The sequence below is a fragment of the Asprobacillus argus genome, from assembly GCF_032248395.1.
In the GTDB taxonomy this organism is placed as follows: Bacteria; Bacteroidota; Bacteroidia; order Flavobacteriales; family Flavobacteriaceae; genus Polaribacter; species Polaribacter argus.
In genome coordinates this window covers 329,914-346,033 of record NZ_JAVTTO010000001.1, presented here as the reverse complement: position 1 = coordinate 346,033, position 16,120 = coordinate 329,914, and the positions used below count along the sequence as shown (strand labels likewise).

Below are 16,120 nucleotides of genomic sequence, written 5' to 3'. Positions count from 1 at the left end.
TTTGGACTTTTGTGAGTTCGCTTCCCTAAACAGCATTACCTGTTCTAGGTTCTACGGGTATGATCTCAGCCATTTACATTCTGTAAATTAAGCACCCCTTTGAGAGAACGTGGCAAAATTAGTATTGTTTTTTGAAATAATGAACGATTATTCCACTTTTCTTAAGAGTGTTTTTTTATAATATTTAGAGAAAATATAGACATATTCTGGACCATTAATTAGCTCCATAAGCTCAATTTCCAAGATTTTTGATATAGCAATAAGTTTTAATAAGTGGATTCTGCTATATCCTTTTTCAAGTTTGTGATATGCATTTTGACTGATATTCAATTTATCGGCCATATAATCTTGTGAATACCCTTTTTCTAACCTAATTTTTTTTATTCTTTCTCGGATTTCATCTACTAACTGTTGTGCAGCATTCATCTACGCGAGGGTTTTATAAGCAATCTGTATGCGAATCTAAAAAGATTCCTAATATTTCTTTTACAATGTAAAAGTAGCAAAAAGCCAATGAAACAACCTTCACCGTTTTTAGGGATATTTATAGCTTTTTCTACTAACTTAAATCCGTTAGGGATTTTTGCTATAAGTTATAGCAAAAAGCTATTTTATTGATTATGAATGATTTGTATGTTTGCAAAAGCCTTTTTTAAAGGAAGTGCTTTTCGTTAAAGTAACATAAAGAGTATTCTTAGGGGAAATAGAAACTTTACTGTTACCACAGAACAAATTCCTTTAATTTTTGAGAGAGGGGGAAATAAAAAGGAGTTAGTATCTAACTCCTTTTTTATTCTAAGTTTGGCTTTTTTCTAAGAACCTTCTTGTTCGATTGACTCTGCTTGTTTTGTAATCTCTTCTGAATCGAGGCCTTACTAGGTTTGGTGGCTTTTCTTTTTTTAGGAATCACAAGCCCTTTTTTCAATACTTCAAAGAAACGCAGGATAACTTTTTCCTTGTTTGTATGTTGGCTTCTGCTATCACTAGCATTCAATTGTAATATTCCGTCCTTTGTAAGCTTTGAACTAAGATGCTTTTGAAGCACTTCTTTTTCTTCCGTTGATAATCCTTTTGAGTTTGGTATGTCAAAAAATAGTTCAACTTTAGAAGAAACTTTATTTACATGTTGTCCTCCAGCACCTGAACTTCGTACTGCTTTAAACTTCAATTCTTTATAGATAATATCACGATTCATGACTGTAAAGAATCTGAATATGAATATAGATTACGTTTATCTTTTAAAATGGCATCAATTGCCTCTACAGCAATTTTTAGACGTGTTTCTTTATCGCCTTTTAACAAGATATAAGGGCGATTAGATTTTTCTAAAGCATTTTTAAAAGCATTGAACATTTCCAAGCGTTGTTCGGGTCTATCTCTAAGATCATCAGCAACCCACGGTGTATCAATATATGTTAGGAAATATAGATCATAGCTATTTTGTTGCGCAGCTTCGGCTAATAAGGGATCAACAAAACCACCATAATACTCTTCGGAATAGACTTTTGTTTCTAAAAGATCTGTATCACAAATTAATACCCTGTCTGCTCTTTTAGCCAACCTATTTTCTAAAGCTATTTGCCCGTATGCGATGGGCATAATATCCTTTGGTTCACAGGTTCTACGCTCTTGATTCCACACTTTTTGCAAATAAGGACGTGCATATTCTTCTACCCAAACCGTATCATAATGCCTTGCTAATTGATCTGATAAAGTTGTTTTACCCGTGCTTTCCGGACCAAACAGCACAACTTTCACGAGATTGATGTCTTCTTGTCTAAGGTTTTTTTCCATGATGTATATCCAAGATATGCTAAAATTAAAAATATAGTAAACTGAATTCCAGAAAATCCTAAACCTTTAATGAAATATAAAGGAACAGATATAATGTTTCCTCCAATCCATAAGATCCAGTGTTCAATTTTTTTGTTGGCCATTAACCACATAGCGGCAAAAAAGATTCCAGTTGTAAAAGTGTCAAAATAATCCGTTAGTCGATCAAAACGGTTGAAATATACATATACAATGATCACAAAAATGGCAGTAGACGCAAAAATTCCTAAAGCTTTAAGTTTATCGACTCGAGAAGTTCTTGTAATTTCAAGATGACGACTATTGACCATACGCGTCCACATATACCATCCATAAATACTCATCAAGGTATAATAAATATTAATGATCAAATCTCCATAGAGTGTAAACTTATAACATATGTAGACGTACAAAGCAGTACTTATAATGCCAGTTGGATACACGAAAATATGCTCTTTTTTGGCGTACCAAACGCTTGCGATTCCAAATACCACAGCTAAAATTTCTACAATAATGTTGACCGTAGTTACCGTTCTATAGGGCTCTAAGAAAAAATCAAAAAGTTGGTTCATACGTGCTTCTATCAGATTTTACAATTTTCATATTTACAACCACATGTTCTTGATGTTCAAATGAATTACGTATCTCATCTGTTAAAAAAGGCATTAAAGTATTAAAATCACCATAAATCTGAGTACTTAAAGGGTTTTCTAAAACCGTAAAATCAGAATTCCTTAGGGCCTTGATAAAGTTAATAATGGGTGTTTCAAAATCATTTTGAAGAGGAAGTAAGGTCAGTTCAACGGATATTTTCATTGGTAATTTCTTTTTTAAGTTCGTTAAAGAATGCAGTGTTTTGTTCAAAAGCTGTCCCGATAACTACCATATCTGCACCGGCTTCATATGCTTGATTCAACTGGCCTATTGTTCGAATTCCGCCACCAACAAGGAGTGGGTCATTGAGTTCATTGCTTAGAGCATTTATAATTGCCGGACTTACTGGAATATTAGCACCAGAACCTGCTTCTAGATAAATTAATTTGTTACCCATATACTCACCTGCCAACGCAGTATGAAGAATTTGAGTAAGGTCTTTTTGTGGTAAAGGATTGGTATTGCTAGTGCGCTGAACCGAAGTTTCTATGCCTCCATCTATTAAGAGATATCCTGTAGGGATAACTTCTAAACTACTTTTCTTTAGTTTTGGAACTGCTGCAATTTGTTGCGTAATCAAATATTCTGAATTTCTTCCAGAAATCAAGCTTAAAAACAAAACTCCATCTGCTTTTGTTGTTACCTGCGAAAAATCACCAGGAAACAGAATAACCGGTAGAATGGTATATTTTTTAATTTCAGTAACTATATGTTCAATTTGATGATCTACATCAGTACTACCACCTACAAAAATATGTGTAGCAACAGAAGCGTTTACTAGTTTTATAAAACTATGAACTTCTCCGATCTTCATTTTTTCAGGATCAATAAGAACAGCCAATAACTTTTGACCCTTCTTTTTAGCAGCGACAATTTCGGTGTATATATTCATCGATTAAAAAGCATAAACACAAGTAAATCCTTCAAACTCTAAAAAATGAATGCTATGATTGGAAACCATTCCTTCGTAGCGAATTTGACCTGTGGTTTTCGTATCTGCAAACTTAAAATCTTCTATGTAGATATGATGTAAAAAGAGAAGTTTTTTCTTTCCATAGATCTTATATAACGACTCTTTTCCTCCCCATACGATGGTTAGCTTACTTACTAAAGCGTCGTGATTGGCAATGGTTTTGTACTCCTCAAAAGGTGTGAATTTATGCGCAATTTTCACAATCTTATCTCGCTGTTTTTCGATATCAATTCCTACAGGTGAGTCCTGAGAAATAATGACTGCCGTAAACGTAAAAGAATGAGTTATGGAAATATGATTACCATCGTGTAAATGAGGCTTTCCATATTGATCATAAAACAAATCAGCATCTGTATAGCCGACATTCTTTAACAAATGTCGAATACTTAAAAAACCCTTTTGATGAATTTCAGACCGCATACTTTCCAATCTTTCAGCACTTTGGATTTCCAAAGAAATACCAGAAGATAATTCCTCCAAAGACTCTTCTATCTTCCAGATCAACACTTTAGTGTTTTTGTTAACCGTTATCGTTTTATAAAGAGCCATATATTTTAAAAGTTATTACGTAACTTTGCATTCTGAATTTTGATACAAAACAAATATAAGAATATGAGCACAAAAACAGCTACGTATGTACCATTCAAAGTTAAAGATATTTCTTTAGCGGAATGGGGAAGAAAGGAAATTGAATTAGCAGAAGCAGAAATGCCTGGTTTAATGTCTTTACGTGAAGAATATAAAGATGAGCAACCTTTAAAAGGTTCAAGAATTGCTGGATGTTTACACATGACGATTCAAACTGCTGTGTTAATTGAAACATTACAGGCTTTAGGGGCGGAAGTTACTTGGAGTTCTTGTAATATTTTTTCTACGCAAGATCAAGCTGCTGCTGCGATTGCCGCTGCAGGAACGCCTGTGTATGCTTGGAAAGATATGACGGAAGAAGAATTTGACTGGTGTATTGAGCAAACCTTATTCTTTGGAGAAGATAGAAAACCATTAAACTTAATCTTAGATGATGGTGGAGATCTAACGAATATGGTATTGGATAAATACCCTGAATTGGCTGCTGGAATTAACGGACTGTCAGAAGAAACTACAACGGGAGTACACCGTTTATACGATAGAGTAAAAGCTGGAACATTACCAATGCCAGCGATCAATGTAAACGATTCAGTTACAAAATCTAAGTTTGATAACAAATACGGATGTAAAGAATCTGCTGTAGATGCAATTCGTAGAGCAACCGATATTATGTTAGCTGGTAAGCGTGTAACGGTTTGTGGATATGGAGATGTTGGAAAAGGAACCGCGGCTTCTTTTAAAGGAGCAGGAGCTATTGTGACGGTTACTGAGATCGACCCTATTTGTGCATTACAAGCGGCAATGGACGGTTTTGAAGTAAAGAAATTAGAAACGGTTGTTGGAAACTCTGATATTGTGATTACCACAACTGGAAATAAAGACATCGTTCAAGGACGTCATTTCGAAGCAATGAAAGACAAGACAATTGTATGTAACATTGGTCACTTCGATAATGAAATTGACATGGCCTGGTTAAATGGAAACTTTGGAGATACGAAAGATACCATCAAACCACAGGTTGATAAGTACAATGTAAATGGAAATGATATTATTATTTTGGCAGAAGGACGTTTGGTGAATTTAGGATGTGCAACAGGACATCCAAGTTTTGTAATGTCTAACTCATTCACAAACCAAACCTTGGCTCAAATTGAATTATGGACAAATCGTGATGCGTATGAGAACCAAGTATATATGTTACCAAAACACTTAGATGAAAAAGTAGCAAAATTACACTTAGCGAAGATTGGTGTGGAGTTAACAGAATTACGCGAAGAGCAAGCAAGCTATATTGGTGTAACGGTTGACGGACCATACAAACCAGAACACTATAGATATTAAGAAACCTGTCATTGCGAGGCCTGTCCTGAACTTGTTTCAGGAACAAATGACGTGGCAATCTCTTTTGGATTGCATAAATATATAAAAACCCTCACAAGAAATTGTGAGGGTTTTTAATACCCTGTAACTAACAAACGCTTTGCTCCTTTTAGCCCACATTTTTGGTATTTGTTATAAGCATTCGCAGCGCGTTCTCGTATTTGCAAATTGGTTTCTTTTTGGATCCAACCATCTATCGCCCACTTTAAGGTATAAGCCTCTGGAGCCATTAAACCTGTACTCCAAACTAAAGGGATGGCCTTTGTTTGTTTTAGGTAGGGCGTAAAATAACTTTTACTAATACACGCCAACATAATAGCATCTCTTTTCATCTTATTTTTTGGCGTAAAATTTCCTCTCACAGAGAACTCCATCAACCCATTATGTCCAATATAGCTTAGTAAGTTTGCGTTTCCTCCAAACTTTAGGTTAACACTATTGTGGTTTATGCTTTCTTCATTATTCCCTGCTGTCGCTTCTAAAAAATGGGTAATCGTTTGTTTGATATACTTACCATCATAGGCATCCGCTAATAAATAGGTATTACTAGTTGCATGTTTGAATAGAACACGCTCTAGGATTTTAGGATTATCACTTTTAACAGACTTGATAAAGACCCAGTCTTTACTTCTTTTAAAATGAGTTTTTACTCCGTATAATGCTCCCCAATATAAATTTGTTCTTGGGTTCTGGCCGTTTCCCAATGTTTTTGGAACTGGAACGATACCCTGATTTGCATTATCACATAGGGCTACAAATACATGAATAGTTCTTTGAGAAAATAAACAAGTGCTTGAGAATAAAATAAATAGAAATAGAATCTTTTTCATATCAATAGAAACTATAAAAAGAGAAATTTAGTATTTAAAAAACATACCAGATCAATTTTTTATATTTTGGCTTAAAATTAAAATCAATGACACCCTCCAAAAAAATTGGCTTACTCTTAGCACCTATTTTATTTTTTATTGTGGTCAACCTACCTTTTCACCTAGTTTCTGAAACTGGAGATGCTGTAATTGCAGTTGCTATTTGGATGGTTGTTTGGTGGATCACAGAAGCAGTACACATTGCTGTTACGGCACTATTACCGCTCATTCTATTTCCATTATTAAAAGTAATGCCCATAGGGGATGTAGGAGCAAACTATGGAAGTCCGATCATTTTTCTCTTCTTTGGAGGATTTGTGTTAGCCCTTGCTTTAGAGAAGGTAAACCTGCACAAGCGTATTGCATTAACGATTATTAAATTGACGGGAACCACACCCAATAAAGTCATCCTAGGTTTTATGCTGGCCACAGCTTTTATGAGTATGTGGATCAGCAATACAGCCAGTACGGTGGTGATGCTACCCATTGCTATTTCTGTGATTCGATTATTGATAGATGACGAGGATGGCTTTACCAAAGGAGATCGGAATTTTGCCTTAAGCATTATGCTAGGAATTGCATTTTCAGCGAATGCTGGAGGAATTGCAACTGTGATTGGAACACCGCCAAATTCGGTACTGATCGGGTTATTGGAAAACGAGTATAATACCCAAATATCCTTCTTGAAATGGATGACTATTGGATTGCCTTTTTCAATATTGATGGTGACCTTTTGTTATTTGGTATTGGTAAAATGGATGTTTCCGTGCAACCATATTCAATTTACAACTTCGGGAAATGTAATTTCTGAAGAGCTAAAAAAACTTGGGAAGATCTCTAAGCAAGAACGAAGGGTAATGACCATATTCTGCATCACAGTTTTCCTATGGATCACCAGAACCATCATTAATAAGATCTTTCCTGGATTGAAGCTGTCTGATACCATTATTAGTTTAATTGGTGCTGTTTCTCTTTTTGCAATTCCTATGAATTACAAAAAAGGGAGTTTTGTGCTTAAGTGGAACGATACGGAAAAGCTGGCCTGGGGAATCTTAATCCTTTTTGGAGGAGGTTTAGCTTTGGCTAAAGGAATGGCCTCAAGTGGATTGGTAGATGTGATTACCGAGTCTATAAAAAATGGAGGATTTAGTGCCCCTGTTGTGGTGAGTCTATTAATTGTATTGATGCTGTTTATGACCGAATTGATGAGTAATGTAGCATTGGTAGCAGTATTAGCTCCGGTAGTGGCAGGAATAGCCATTGGATTAAACATTCCCATGTTAAATGTGTTAATTCCGGTGACTATGGCATCTAGTTGTGCTTTTATGTTACCTATGGCAACACCACCCAATGCGATCGTCTTTGCCAGTGGTTATGTGAAAGTAAGTCAGATGGTCCGAGCAGGTGTCATCTTGAATTGCATTGCTATTATATTACTGATCTTATATTATCAATTCGTGATCCCGTATATATTTTAAAACGCGATTATTGAAATAGCTGTTGCTGTTCTAATGTAAGTATAAGTAGATTTACATAATCGTTAACTGTCTTTTTGATAGAGGAGGGGTCAATAATATCTATAGATCCTTTCCAGATAAGTTCTCTGTCTTTTGTTGGACAGATGCAATAGAGCGAAGTTTCTGCGCGATATACTTTGTACTCATCATAATACTTCGGGTTATAATAGATTTCTTGATGCCTATAATAATCTTCTTGAAATGGCATATCAAGGTATTCCTTATCTCTGTATGTTTTCGAATATGTTTTCTGTGTTTTGGATCCAACGACCTTGGTAAATAATACCGCGTCAAAAAAATTGGCTGTGAGTATGTTTTCAATCACTTTTAGCTCTGCGTAGCTTTTTTTATCAGTGGTAAATGTTGGATCAAACAGTTCTAAGCTCATAACAGCTTCGATACCCTTTGCGGTATATTCTTCTTTAAGGAGTTGTTCAAATTCTTTACGAGCTTCTAAATTAGGAGTCATACCTACAATGAGAATTTTAGAAACATATAAGGTGTCGACCGTAGGGTTTTTCCATTGCTCGACGAGTTGTGTTGAAGAACATCCTAGGGTTAATAATGATGTACATATGAGTAGAAAAAATACTTTTAAATAGTTCATGATTCTTTAATTTTTAGAGATGTTATCTGCTTGTTTTACAGGTATTCTAAAGTAGTAGCTAAATAGGAGCTATACTATGATATTTATCAACTTTCCAGAGTGTTTGTTCTTATTTTCAAAAGAAAAAACATACTACAGAATTTCGCTTTCTTTTTTGCAGATTACCGTAGTAGAAATACTTGTAATATGCTTATTATTAGGGATCTAAATTTGTTTAGATATTTAAATCCTAACCCTCAACACCCAGAAATAATGAGATATTATACTTTAAAAAGAGATATTAAAAGTGATCGAAAACAATTGGTCGTAGATAATATTCTAAAACTCAAACGATCTTTGGAAAATAATATTCCTAAAAAGAGACTAGACGCTAACTTGTTAATCGCAACCTGGAATATTCGAGATTTTGATTCCAATAAATTTGGTCATGGACCTCGATTGGCAGAATCATTTTACTATATCGCTCAAATCATTTCGGCTTTTGATCTTGTCGCTGTTCAAGAAGTAAGTAAAGATTTGAGAGCATTAAATAAACTCATGTTTGTTTTAGGTCCTCAGTGGGATTTTATTACTACAGACGTAACATCCGGAAGAAGTGGAAATCAGGAGCGTATGACCTTTATATATGATACACGTAGAGTATCCTTTAAAAATGTAGCAGGAGAGGTTGTATTGCCCAAGAATAGATTAATTAAAGGGGATGTCCAGTTTGCTAGAACGCCTTTTGTGGTTTCTTTTCAATCAGGGTGGTCTAAATTCAGTTTATGTACGGTTCATATTTATTTTGGAGCAGATTCTGGAGCAAAATTGGAGCGACGAAAAAGCGAAATAGAAGGAATTGCTAAATTCCTGAAAAAGAAGGCCGATAATGATAAGCAAACATTGATTGTATTAGGAGATTTCAATATTGTCGATCATGAGCATGAGACGATGAAGAAATTGATCAAAAATGGATTCGATATTCCAGAACAAATTAGAAATAAACCTGTTGGGACAAATACATTTCAAACAAAACACTATGATCAAATAGGAATCCGGTCAAAATCAGAATTCTTTAAACTTGGAGAGAACAATGACAGTGCTGGCGCTATTAATTTTTATAGGAGTGTGATGCGAAAAAATCAATTTGACGAGTATAGAGAATTTGTAGAAAAATCTGTAAGTAAACAAATTGCCAATAAAAAACAAACGTTGACTAAACTTGAAGCAAAGGCTACTCCTGACCTTGAAAAGATTCAAAATGCCAAAGAAGCATTAGCCGATTTAGAAGGTGTGCTTGCAAGTGATCAGAAGTTATTAAATTATTACTATAAGGTGTGGAAAACCTTCCAGATATCGGATCATTTACCCATGTGGGTAGAAATTAAAACCGATCATAGTACTACGTATTTAGAGAGTATTCCTTAGTGGTTTGGAGTCAATTTTCTTAGATATATTGATGTTTAAAAATGCATTCTATATATTTATATATTATTTTCTAATCATACTATAGCTACTTCTGAATGATGCGTAAGTCTTTAATCGTGTATTTACTTTTTGTTGTAACGAACTTGCCTGGACAAGAAAAGCCTTTGCAAAGTACTATTAAGAGCCTAAAGGAGCGTATACAATTATCCTCAAAAGCAAAGAAGTTAGCATTACTTGATAGCTTATGTAAGGTTACTCAATTCCAAAGAAATCTTAACTATGATTCTATTGCTGAAGCAGCTGTGGCCTATGCTTTTGAATTGGATTCCGCGAAATTTGCCGTAAGACATATGTCTAACCTCATTTTTTATTATACCAACCGAGCGGGAAATCCGCAAGAAGGTATGCGAATTTTTAATGATTTTCTAGAGAAAAAACTGAACGTGAGTGATTCGAAATTACTTGCTCAGATGTATACAGATGGGGGAGATAGTTATTACTTTTCTGGTAAAAGAAAAGAATCTATTGACTTTTATGATAAAGCCGAACAATTTGCATTGAGTATTCAAGATTCATTAAGATATGCCTTGGCTAGAAGGTATAAGGCCGGTGCTCATTCTGACTTAGGAGATTATGTTACCGCATTTAAATTGCTTACTGAGGTTGTTGATATTTTCAATAGGAGAAAGGATACCATGAATGTTATAAGTACAAGACTTTCCATAGCAACCTTGTATAATAAAATAGGATTCTTAGAAGAATCTAAAAAAGAACGAGAAGAAATTATTGCAATTGGTCGTCGTATTCATCATCATGAATCTTTAGTGCCTAATTTGTTCAATGCCTCCTTAGAAGAAGATCAGCTTGGTAATCAGAAAGCAAGAATAAAACATTTAAATGAAGCATATCAGCACATAATAGAACCTGGATTTAATTCTGGAATTGCACCAGTAATTCGATACGGTTTGTTAAGCGCCTATTCAGAAAATGACAGCCTTGTTAAGGCAAAAAACATCCTGCAAATTATCAAAAAAGATCTAGCTAAAAGGAAGGTAATTCCATATGAAGATTTTTATAGGTTGGCGCTGTCAGATTATTATTACTATGTAACCAAAGAATATAAGAAGTCTTTAGTTGAAGCGAAGTGGGTACTAGCGTACCGAAAAACGAGATACTCCATTATGGGGGTTAACAATGCGAATAAAAGATTGTCAAAAATTTATCAAGCGCTAGGTGATTCTAATAATTCATATAAGCATTATGTCGATTATATCACATTGAAAGATTCGGTAAATAGTGTACAAAAAACACAAGCGCTAACGTATTATCAAACATTGTATGAAACAGAAAAACGAGATGCTAAAATAGCCGAACAAGAATCCAAGATTACGCTATTGGATCAGCAAAATAAGGAAAAGCAAGGCTGGATGCTATTTGGAGGGATAGGATTATTGACCCTTTTTACAATTGTATATTTATACAGATTAAGTATTTATGCAAAAAGAAAAGAGGAATTGCAGCAAGATTTTACCAAGAATTTGATAAAAGAGCGCGAGAATGAGCGCATACATTTGGCAAGGGAACTGCATGATAGTATTGGGCAAAAAATGATGCTTCTTACTAAGAAAACAAAATCCGTTGGAGACGATTCTATGCAAGATCTAGCAAAAAATACTTTGGATGAATTACGTGAAATTTCAAGAGAATTGTACCCTGCAGTCCTCGAACGACTTGGGTTGAGTAAATCTATTGAGGCTTTGATAGATGAAGTAGATAGAAAATCTAAGATCTTCTTTACACATGAAATAGAGAATATTGATGAAGACATCACTAAAGAATCGGCTATTCATGTATATAGACTCATACAGGAAGCGCTAAGTAATATGTTACAGCACTCTAAGGCGAAAGCAGCTTCTATAACCATTAAAAAAGAAACCGCTACAATCAAAGCGGTTATAAAAGATAATGGGGTTGGCTTTACCGTTCCAGATATTACCTCTGAAGTTACCAGTTTTGGGATCAAGACCTTTTTTGAGAGAGCCAAGATACTGAATGCTACTGTTCATATTGATAGTAAGATCAATAATGGAACAGTAATAGACCTGGTATTACCTATTTAATAAGGGGTAATCAAAATCAATAAAACGTTTTAACTATTATTTGGTAGCTGTAACTTTTAATTGAGATTTAATTACTGCAAATAGTCTCTTCTTAAATTGCTGGTGACCCAGATAAAACCGACCTACAATATCCATCAATTCATAATGTACCTGTTTTTGTTCGGCTTCATTTGTATGTAGATGCACTCCGTCGACTAGTGAGGAGAGTTTTTCCTGATGAGAAATTACTTCTGAATAAAGTACATTACACTCTTTTTTAAGAGGTTCTAATTTCCCTATCAATTCTAATTCAGAAATGGATTCGGAAGGATTCGGAATCGCAGTAATTATTTTTTGAAGCAGATGCTCAAAAAATAACTGTTCATCATGAATAAACCCTAGTTCTGATTCCCAGTTTTTTGAAGCTTCATACATCTCCTCGGCGGATAACCACTCTACATATCTTAATTGCCATTTATGTGTTTTCATAATTTCAAAGTTTTAGAGAATATTCTATTTTTTAGATGCTCTTTCTGCAGTATAAAAATCTCGCACCAAAGCCTTCATTTGATTGTCGGTCATGCTATCTTCCTTTCTAACAATAACAACCTTCTGATCTAGATATTTATAATGGGTAGCTAATTCTTTTTTAAACTTTTCATTGGTTCCCGCTGGGCCGAATATAGCTAGGGCATCAGCATCTTTAACTAAGGCGATAATTTCTTTAAAGAAGTTTTTAAGTTGATGCTTTTCGCGTTCTAAATATCTACTATCCTGAACCACATCTTGAGGACCACCTTTTAAACGCGTTCCTGACCCTCCATGAATTCGATAGTGTTCTATATTAGAAGGAACCCATACTATTGTTTCTTTGCCTTTTTCTAGGATCACGATACATGCGTTGTCCTTATCTATCCAAATACCAATATCTTTCATGATGATGAATTTTAACAACACTAAAGTACATTGAAAATCAACCATTTAACATGATAAATATCAGTGTCTAAGAAGTGTTTTTGTTCTAACTTTATAGAGGTTTATTCTAAAAATGAATGAGAAATGAATCCATGGACTACTTGTTGTCACAGTTTTTATTGCAACGTTGCAAAAGTATTTTATGCCATCGCATATATCGATGGAGAAATACGAGACGAAGAATATACTTCTTTTAAAGAAGCATTAAAGAAAGAGTGGGTTGAAAAACACAAAGGAAGGAGGGAAGTAGTTGATGAAATAGTAGCGCGTTTTGAAGCTTTAAAAAAGGAGAAAAGAATTGCCGTAGATTGTTTTCAGGAGTTTGTCGCGTACAAAAAAGAGCATGAAAAATTATTTACGAACCCAATGCGATCTACTATATGGGAATTAGCTTGTTCTATAGCCGATGTTGTCAATAAAAAGAACAAATCGGAATTGATCTTATTAGCACATTTAGGAAGGCATTTGGGACTTATAAAACCTCGTGTTCAGTAGTTACTCTCTAATAACCTTCAACAATTTTTTAGCAGTTCCAGATTGTACAGACACATAATAAATACCACTGGCTAAATGGGTCATATCGATCTGTTTTGTGAGTTGCGACAAGGTTGAACTGATCATTTGCAACTGCCTTCCCTTAAGATCATAAATGGTCACCGAATCAAAGTGTACAGAACTTTCAATAGTAAGTAATTCATTAGTTGGATTTGGAAAAATGCGTATATCAGATGCAGCAAATACATCATCTACACTAGCAGTATTATCAATCGTGGTTTGTTCGGTATTGGTAATAATGGGGAAGTTAAAATCAAAATAGATCTCTGCATTGTTTTCAAAAGTATCACCCACTACTAAAGACGGCAGTGTTTTTATTTTAAAAGCGATATACCCATCATTATTTGCATCATCAAAAGGCAAATTGATCCCCTCAAAAATGAATTCTACCTCGTTGGTGTTTTGTATTCTGGTGACCATATCATGACTGGAATCATAGATGAATATGGTTGATATGTCGAACTTATCAGTATCAATGATATCTTTAACCACGACATTCACGGCACTTGCTGTACCTGTGTTTTCAAAACGGATCAGGTAATGTACATATTCACCAATAAGATCTGGAGTTACGATATTTCCTTCCAAACAAGTCTTGTCATTCGGATCATAGGAATTTACCACGGTTTGTTTAAGGGTAAAAGTGTTGTCATTGACTCTTTGGTCATTGGTGGTAGGTGTAATCGCAGCATCGTAACAGAGGATTTCACCTCCATTTAATGGAGGAGTTTCCATAGGCGAATTTAAATTCATAGTCACGAAAATCTCTCTGGTCTCAGATGGAGTGAGATTGGCATAATCCCAAGATAAAAAATTAGGTGTCGAAGCCGTAAAGTTAGGAGTGCTCGAAACCAGGTCCAAGACATTGTCATCGTAGGTTAAAGTAACACTCCCAGAGACGGTAGATGTTCCATTGTTTTTATACACGATTTTATATTCTGCATCAAATCCGGGACGAGCGAGTTCTAAGGGAATGACTTGAATTTCCAGATCCTGCACTACACCATTGGCGGTTAAGCAAAAATCTTGTTGATGTGGAGAAGTATCTGTAGAGAAATCCACTGTAAAAGAAGCAGGAGAAACATTAAAATAGGAAGGATTCTCTAAGACATATTCTATCGTATAATTACCTTCAGGCAATGCGATGTTATAGCTTCCATCGGCATTGGTAGAAAAAGTTCCACTTTCATTATCAGCATTTGTTACTTTTAATTGTAAAGTTCCGTAATCAACATCATTGGTGTCACATCCATCATTATTTAAATCTAATCTTACATTTCCTTCTGCATAAAAAACCTCTCCACCTGGAATAAATGTACAGAAAGAATTTATTGCACAATTAAACCCAAGTAAATCGACATAATATTGAAAGTTCGGTATATCTTCCGAATCTCCGCATATATATGTCAAATTATGACAGTCATGGATATTGACGTAAATTTCACGACTCCCGTTTTTTACGAACAACGTTTCTAATAGCTCATTTCCCATAAGGTATAGACGCTCTAGTTTTGATTGATAAGCTAAGTCTAAAGACGTTAATTGACTATATCCACAACTTAATTCGGTTAAATGTACCAAATTTGATAGGTCCAAATGGGTAAGATTGTTTCTGGATAAACTTAGTGTTTCTAATGAATTTGTACCATTGGGTTTAATAAATGTATTAAGCTGACTGTCACCTGCGGATAAAAAACGTAATAAAGACAAATTGGATACGTCCAAAGTGGTAAGATCGTTACCTCCACATCCTAGCGATGTTAAATTGGTTAAATGATTCACCTGTAGAGCAGATATTCGATTATTACCAATTCCCAGGACGGACAGATGAGATAAACCATTAAGGTCTATTGAAGCAAGTTGATTGACACCAGTATCTAACCGAGTTAGATTTGATAAACTTCCTAAATCTAACGATGTTAATAGATTATTATTACAATTTAAATCGGTAATATTTGACAACCCGTCTAAATCTAAAGAAGTTAATTGATTGTTACTACAGTTTAAATCGGTAATATTCGATAAACCGTTTAAATTTAAAGATGTTAGTTTATTTTGGTAACAACTTAAAACGTTTAAGTTGATCAACCCTGCTAAATCTAAAGAAGTCAGTTCATTCCTGTCGCAGTATACATTAATTAAATTTGACAAACCATTCAAATTTAGCGAGACAAGTTCGTTAGAATGGCAATACAAATAACTTAAATCGGATAAGTCCGTGATGTTTAAAGCAGCGAGTTCATTATTATTAACATTCAAAGATGTAAGATTTGAAAGTCCGGTAAGATTCAAAGAAGTAAGTTGATTGTTATCGCAATCTAATGTTGTTAGACTTGATAAACCGCTAATATCTAGAGTTGTAAGATCGTTTGACACACAGCGTAATATCTTAAGATTTATAAAACTGGAAATCCCTTCCAATGAGCTTATATTTTCATTAAATACATCAATTTCAGTTATGGCTTCCGCTTCAGATACCTGGATTTCCCCATCGTTATTAGTATCCACTCCATCTGCAATTAAAGCGGCTTTAAAATTAGCATCAGGGATGGTTACAGTCTGGCTGTAGGAAATTTGTGTTAATAAGAGGGCAAATAATAGTAGTGTTTTTTTCATAACGGTTATTTTGATACTCAAATATAGAAAAAATGTACCATTGATAATGAGTGTTTTGAGTTATCAGT

The 16,120-nt window shown here is 34.6% G+C and carries 17 protein-coding genes; 5 read left to right on the top strand and 12 right to left on the bottom strand.

Annotated features, from left to right (window positions below):
• Positions 1–147: 147 nt before the first annotated feature.
• The 7 genes from RQM59_RS01555 to RQM59_RS01525 form a co-directional block, all read right to left on the bottom strand.
• The gene (locus tag RQM59_RS01555; RefSeq protein WP_349240297.1) at positions 148–426 is read right to left on the bottom strand and encodes a helix-turn-helix domain-containing protein; all 279 of its coding nucleotides are present in this window, start codon (positions 424–426) and stop codon (positions 148–150) included.
• A 364-nt stretch (positions 427–790) separates the two neighbouring features.
• Positions 791–1,195: an alternative ribosome rescue aminoacyl-tRNA hydrolase ArfB gene (gene arfB / locus RQM59_RS01550; protein WP_349240296.1), complete on the bottom strand. Its 405-nt coding sequence runs from the start codon at positions 1,193–1,195 to the stop codon at positions 791–793.
• Positions 1,192–1,794, bottom strand: a complete 603-nt coding sequence (locus RQM59_RS01545; protein ID WP_349240295.1) for an AAA family ATPase — start codon at positions 1,792–1,794, stop codon at positions 1,192–1,194. Before RQM59_RS01545 ends, arfB begins: the two co-directional genes overlap by 4 nt.
• The gene (gene pnuC / locus RQM59_RS01540) at positions 1,755–2,384 is read right to left on the bottom strand and encodes a nicotinamide riboside transporter PnuC (RefSeq protein ID WP_349240294.1); all 630 of its coding nucleotides are present in this window, start codon (positions 2,382–2,384) and stop codon (positions 1,755–1,757) included. Before pnuC ends, RQM59_RS01545 begins: the two co-directional genes overlap by 40 nt.
• Positions 2,368–2,628 carry a YkoF family thiamine/hydroxymethylpyrimidine-binding protein gene (locus RQM59_RS01535; RefSeq protein ID WP_349240293.1) on the bottom strand — a complete coding sequence of 87 codons (261 nt, stop codon included), beginning with the start codon at positions 2,626–2,628 and terminating at the stop codon, positions 2,368–2,370. The genes pnuC and RQM59_RS01535 overlap by 17 nt, the downstream gene beginning before the upstream one ends.
• Positions 2,612–3,358, bottom strand: coding sequence for a phosphoglycerol geranylgeranyltransferase (locus tag RQM59_RS01530; RefSeq protein ID WP_349240292.1), 747 nt, complete (start codon positions 3,356–3,358; stop codon positions 2,612–2,614). The genes RQM59_RS01535 and RQM59_RS01530 overlap by 17 nt, the downstream gene beginning before the upstream one ends.
• A gap of 3 nt (positions 3,359–3,361) precedes the next feature.
• A complete protein-coding gene (locus RQM59_RS01525) occupies positions 3,362–3,988 on the bottom strand; it encodes a 4'-phosphopantetheinyl transferase family protein (RefSeq protein WP_349240291.1) in 627 nt (208 codons plus the stop codon).
• A 63-nt stretch (positions 3,989–4,051) separates the two neighbouring features.
• Between RQM59_RS01525 and ahcY the strand changes: the two genes are divergently transcribed.
• Positions 4,052–5,368 carry an adenosylhomocysteinase gene (ahcY, locus tag RQM59_RS01520; protein ID WP_349240290.1) on the top strand — a complete coding sequence of 439 codons (1,317 nt, stop codon included), beginning with the start codon at positions 4,052–4,054 and terminating at the stop codon, positions 5,366–5,368.
• A 113-nt stretch (positions 5,369–5,481) separates the two neighbouring features.
• Here the strand turns inward: ahcY and RQM59_RS01515 are convergent, their stop codons facing one another.
• The gene (locus RQM59_RS01515) at positions 5,482–6,237 is read right to left on the bottom strand and encodes a hypothetical protein (RefSeq protein ID WP_349240289.1); all 756 of its coding nucleotides are present in this window, start codon (positions 6,235–6,237) and stop codon (positions 5,482–5,484) included.
• 86 nt (positions 6,238–6,323) lie between these two features.
• Between RQM59_RS01515 and RQM59_RS01510 the strand changes: the two genes are divergently transcribed.
• Positions 6,324–7,754, top strand: coding sequence for an SLC13 family permease (locus RQM59_RS01510; protein ID WP_349240288.1), 1,431 nt, complete (start codon positions 6,324–6,326; stop codon positions 7,752–7,754).
• Positions 7,755–7,761: 7 nt separating this feature from the next.
• On the opposite strand, the gene RQM59_RS01505 is transcribed toward RQM59_RS01510, so the two are convergent.
• Positions 7,762–8,400 carry a hypothetical protein gene (locus tag RQM59_RS01505; protein WP_349240287.1) on the bottom strand — a complete coding sequence of 213 codons (639 nt, stop codon included), beginning with the start codon at positions 8,398–8,400 and terminating at the stop codon, positions 7,762–7,764.
• Between the two features lie 252 nt (positions 8,401–8,652).
• Here RQM59_RS01505 and RQM59_RS01500 point away from each other — a divergent pair, with 252 nt between their 5' ends.
• Positions 8,653–9,807, top strand: coding sequence for an endonuclease/exonuclease/phosphatase family protein (locus tag RQM59_RS01500; protein WP_349240286.1), 1,155 nt, complete (start codon positions 8,653–8,655; stop codon positions 9,805–9,807).
• Between the two features lie 95 nt (positions 9,808–9,902).
• Positions 9,903–11,927 (top strand): histidine kinase, encoded by a 2,025-nt coding sequence (locus tag RQM59_RS01495; RefSeq protein ID WP_349240285.1) that lies wholly within the window; start codon positions 9,903–9,905, stop codon positions 11,925–11,927.
• A 36-nt stretch (positions 11,928–11,963) separates the two neighbouring features.
• Here the strand turns inward: RQM59_RS01495 and RQM59_RS01490 are convergent, their stop codons facing one another.
• Complete coding sequence (locus RQM59_RS01490) at positions 11,964–12,395, bottom strand: hypothetical protein (RefSeq protein WP_349240284.1); 432 nt, start codon at positions 12,393–12,395, stop codon at positions 11,964–11,966.
• A gap of 24 nt (positions 12,396–12,419) precedes the next feature.
• Positions 12,420–12,842 carry a hypothetical protein gene (locus RQM59_RS01485; RefSeq protein WP_349240283.1) on the bottom strand — a complete coding sequence of 141 codons (423 nt, stop codon included), beginning with the start codon at positions 12,840–12,842 and terminating at the stop codon, positions 12,420–12,422.
• 123 nt (positions 12,843–12,965) lie between these two features.
• Between RQM59_RS01485 and RQM59_RS01480 the strand changes: the two genes are divergently transcribed.
• On the top strand, positions 12,966–13,376 hold the full coding sequence (locus RQM59_RS01480; RefSeq protein ID WP_349240282.1) for a tellurite resistance TerB family protein: 411 nt from the start codon (positions 12,966–12,968) through the stop codon (positions 13,374–13,376).
• On the opposite strand, the gene RQM59_RS01475 is transcribed toward RQM59_RS01480, so the two are convergent.
• Positions 13,377–16,052, bottom strand: a complete 2,676-nt coding sequence (locus RQM59_RS01475; protein WP_349240281.1) for a T9SS type A sorting domain-containing protein — start codon at positions 16,050–16,052, stop codon at positions 13,377–13,379.
• Positions 16,053–16,120 lie beyond the last annotated feature (68 nt).

Bases quoted from the DNA above. Each gene is read 5' to 3' on its own strand.
- RQM59_RS01510 (WP_349240288.1), top strand. From the start codon at position 6,324: ATGACACCCTCCAAAAAAATTGGCTTACTCTTAGCACCTATTTTATTT.
- ahcY (WP_349240290.1), top strand. From the start codon at position 4,052: ATGAGCACAAAAACAGCTACGTATGTACCATTCAAAGTTAAAGATATT.
- RQM59_RS01535 (WP_349240293.1), bottom strand. From the start codon at position 2,628: ATGAAAATATCCGTTGAACTGACCTTACTTCCTCTTCAAAATGATTTT.
- RQM59_RS01545 (WP_349240295.1), bottom strand. From the start codon at position 1,794: ATGGAAAAAAACCTTAGACAAGAAGACATCAATCTCGTGAAAGTTGTG.
- RQM59_RS01525 (WP_349240291.1), bottom strand. From the start codon at position 3,988: ATGGCTCTTTATAAAACGATAACGGTTAACAAAAACACTAAAGTGTTG.
- RQM59_RS01505 (WP_349240287.1), bottom strand. From the start codon at position 8,400: ATGAACTATTTAAAAGTATTTTTTCTACTCATATGTACATCATTATTA.
- arfB (WP_349240296.1), bottom strand. From the start codon at position 1,195: ATGAATCGTGATATTATCTATAAAGAATTGAAGTTTAAAGCAGTACGA.
- RQM59_RS01475 (WP_349240281.1), bottom strand. From the start codon at position 16,052: ATGAAAAAAACACTACTATTATTTGCCCTCTTATTAACACAAATTTCC.
- RQM59_RS01500 (WP_349240286.1), top strand. From the start codon at position 8,653: ATGAGATATTATACTTTAAAAAGAGATATTAAAAGTGATCGAAAACAA.
- pnuC (WP_349240294.1), bottom strand. From the start codon at position 2,384: ATGAACCAACTTTTTGATTTTTTCTTAGAGCCCTATAGAACGGTAACT.
- RQM59_RS01555 (WP_349240297.1), bottom strand. From the start codon at position 426: ATGAATGCTGCACAACAGTTAGTAGATGAAATCCGAGAAAGAATAAAA.
- RQM59_RS01485 (WP_349240283.1), bottom strand. From the start codon at position 12,842: ATGAAAGATATTGGTATTTGGATAGATAAGGACAACGCATGTATCGTG.
- RQM59_RS01495 (WP_349240285.1), top strand. From the start codon at position 9,903: ATGATGCGTAAGTCTTTAATCGTGTATTTACTTTTTGTTGTAACGAAC.
- RQM59_RS01530 (WP_349240292.1), bottom strand. From the start codon at position 3,358: ATGAATATATACACCGAAATTGTCGCTGCTAAAAAGAAGGGTCAAAAG.
- RQM59_RS01490 (WP_349240284.1), bottom strand. From the start codon at position 12,395: ATGAAAACACATAAATGGCAATTAAGATATGTAGAGTGGTTATCCGCC.
- RQM59_RS01515 (WP_349240289.1), bottom strand. From the start codon at position 6,237: ATGAAAAAGATTCTATTTCTATTTATTTTATTCTCAAGCACTTGTTTA.
- RQM59_RS01480 (WP_349240282.1), top strand. From the start codon at position 12,966: ATGAATCCATGGACTACTTGTTGTCACAGTTTTTATTGCAACGTTGCA.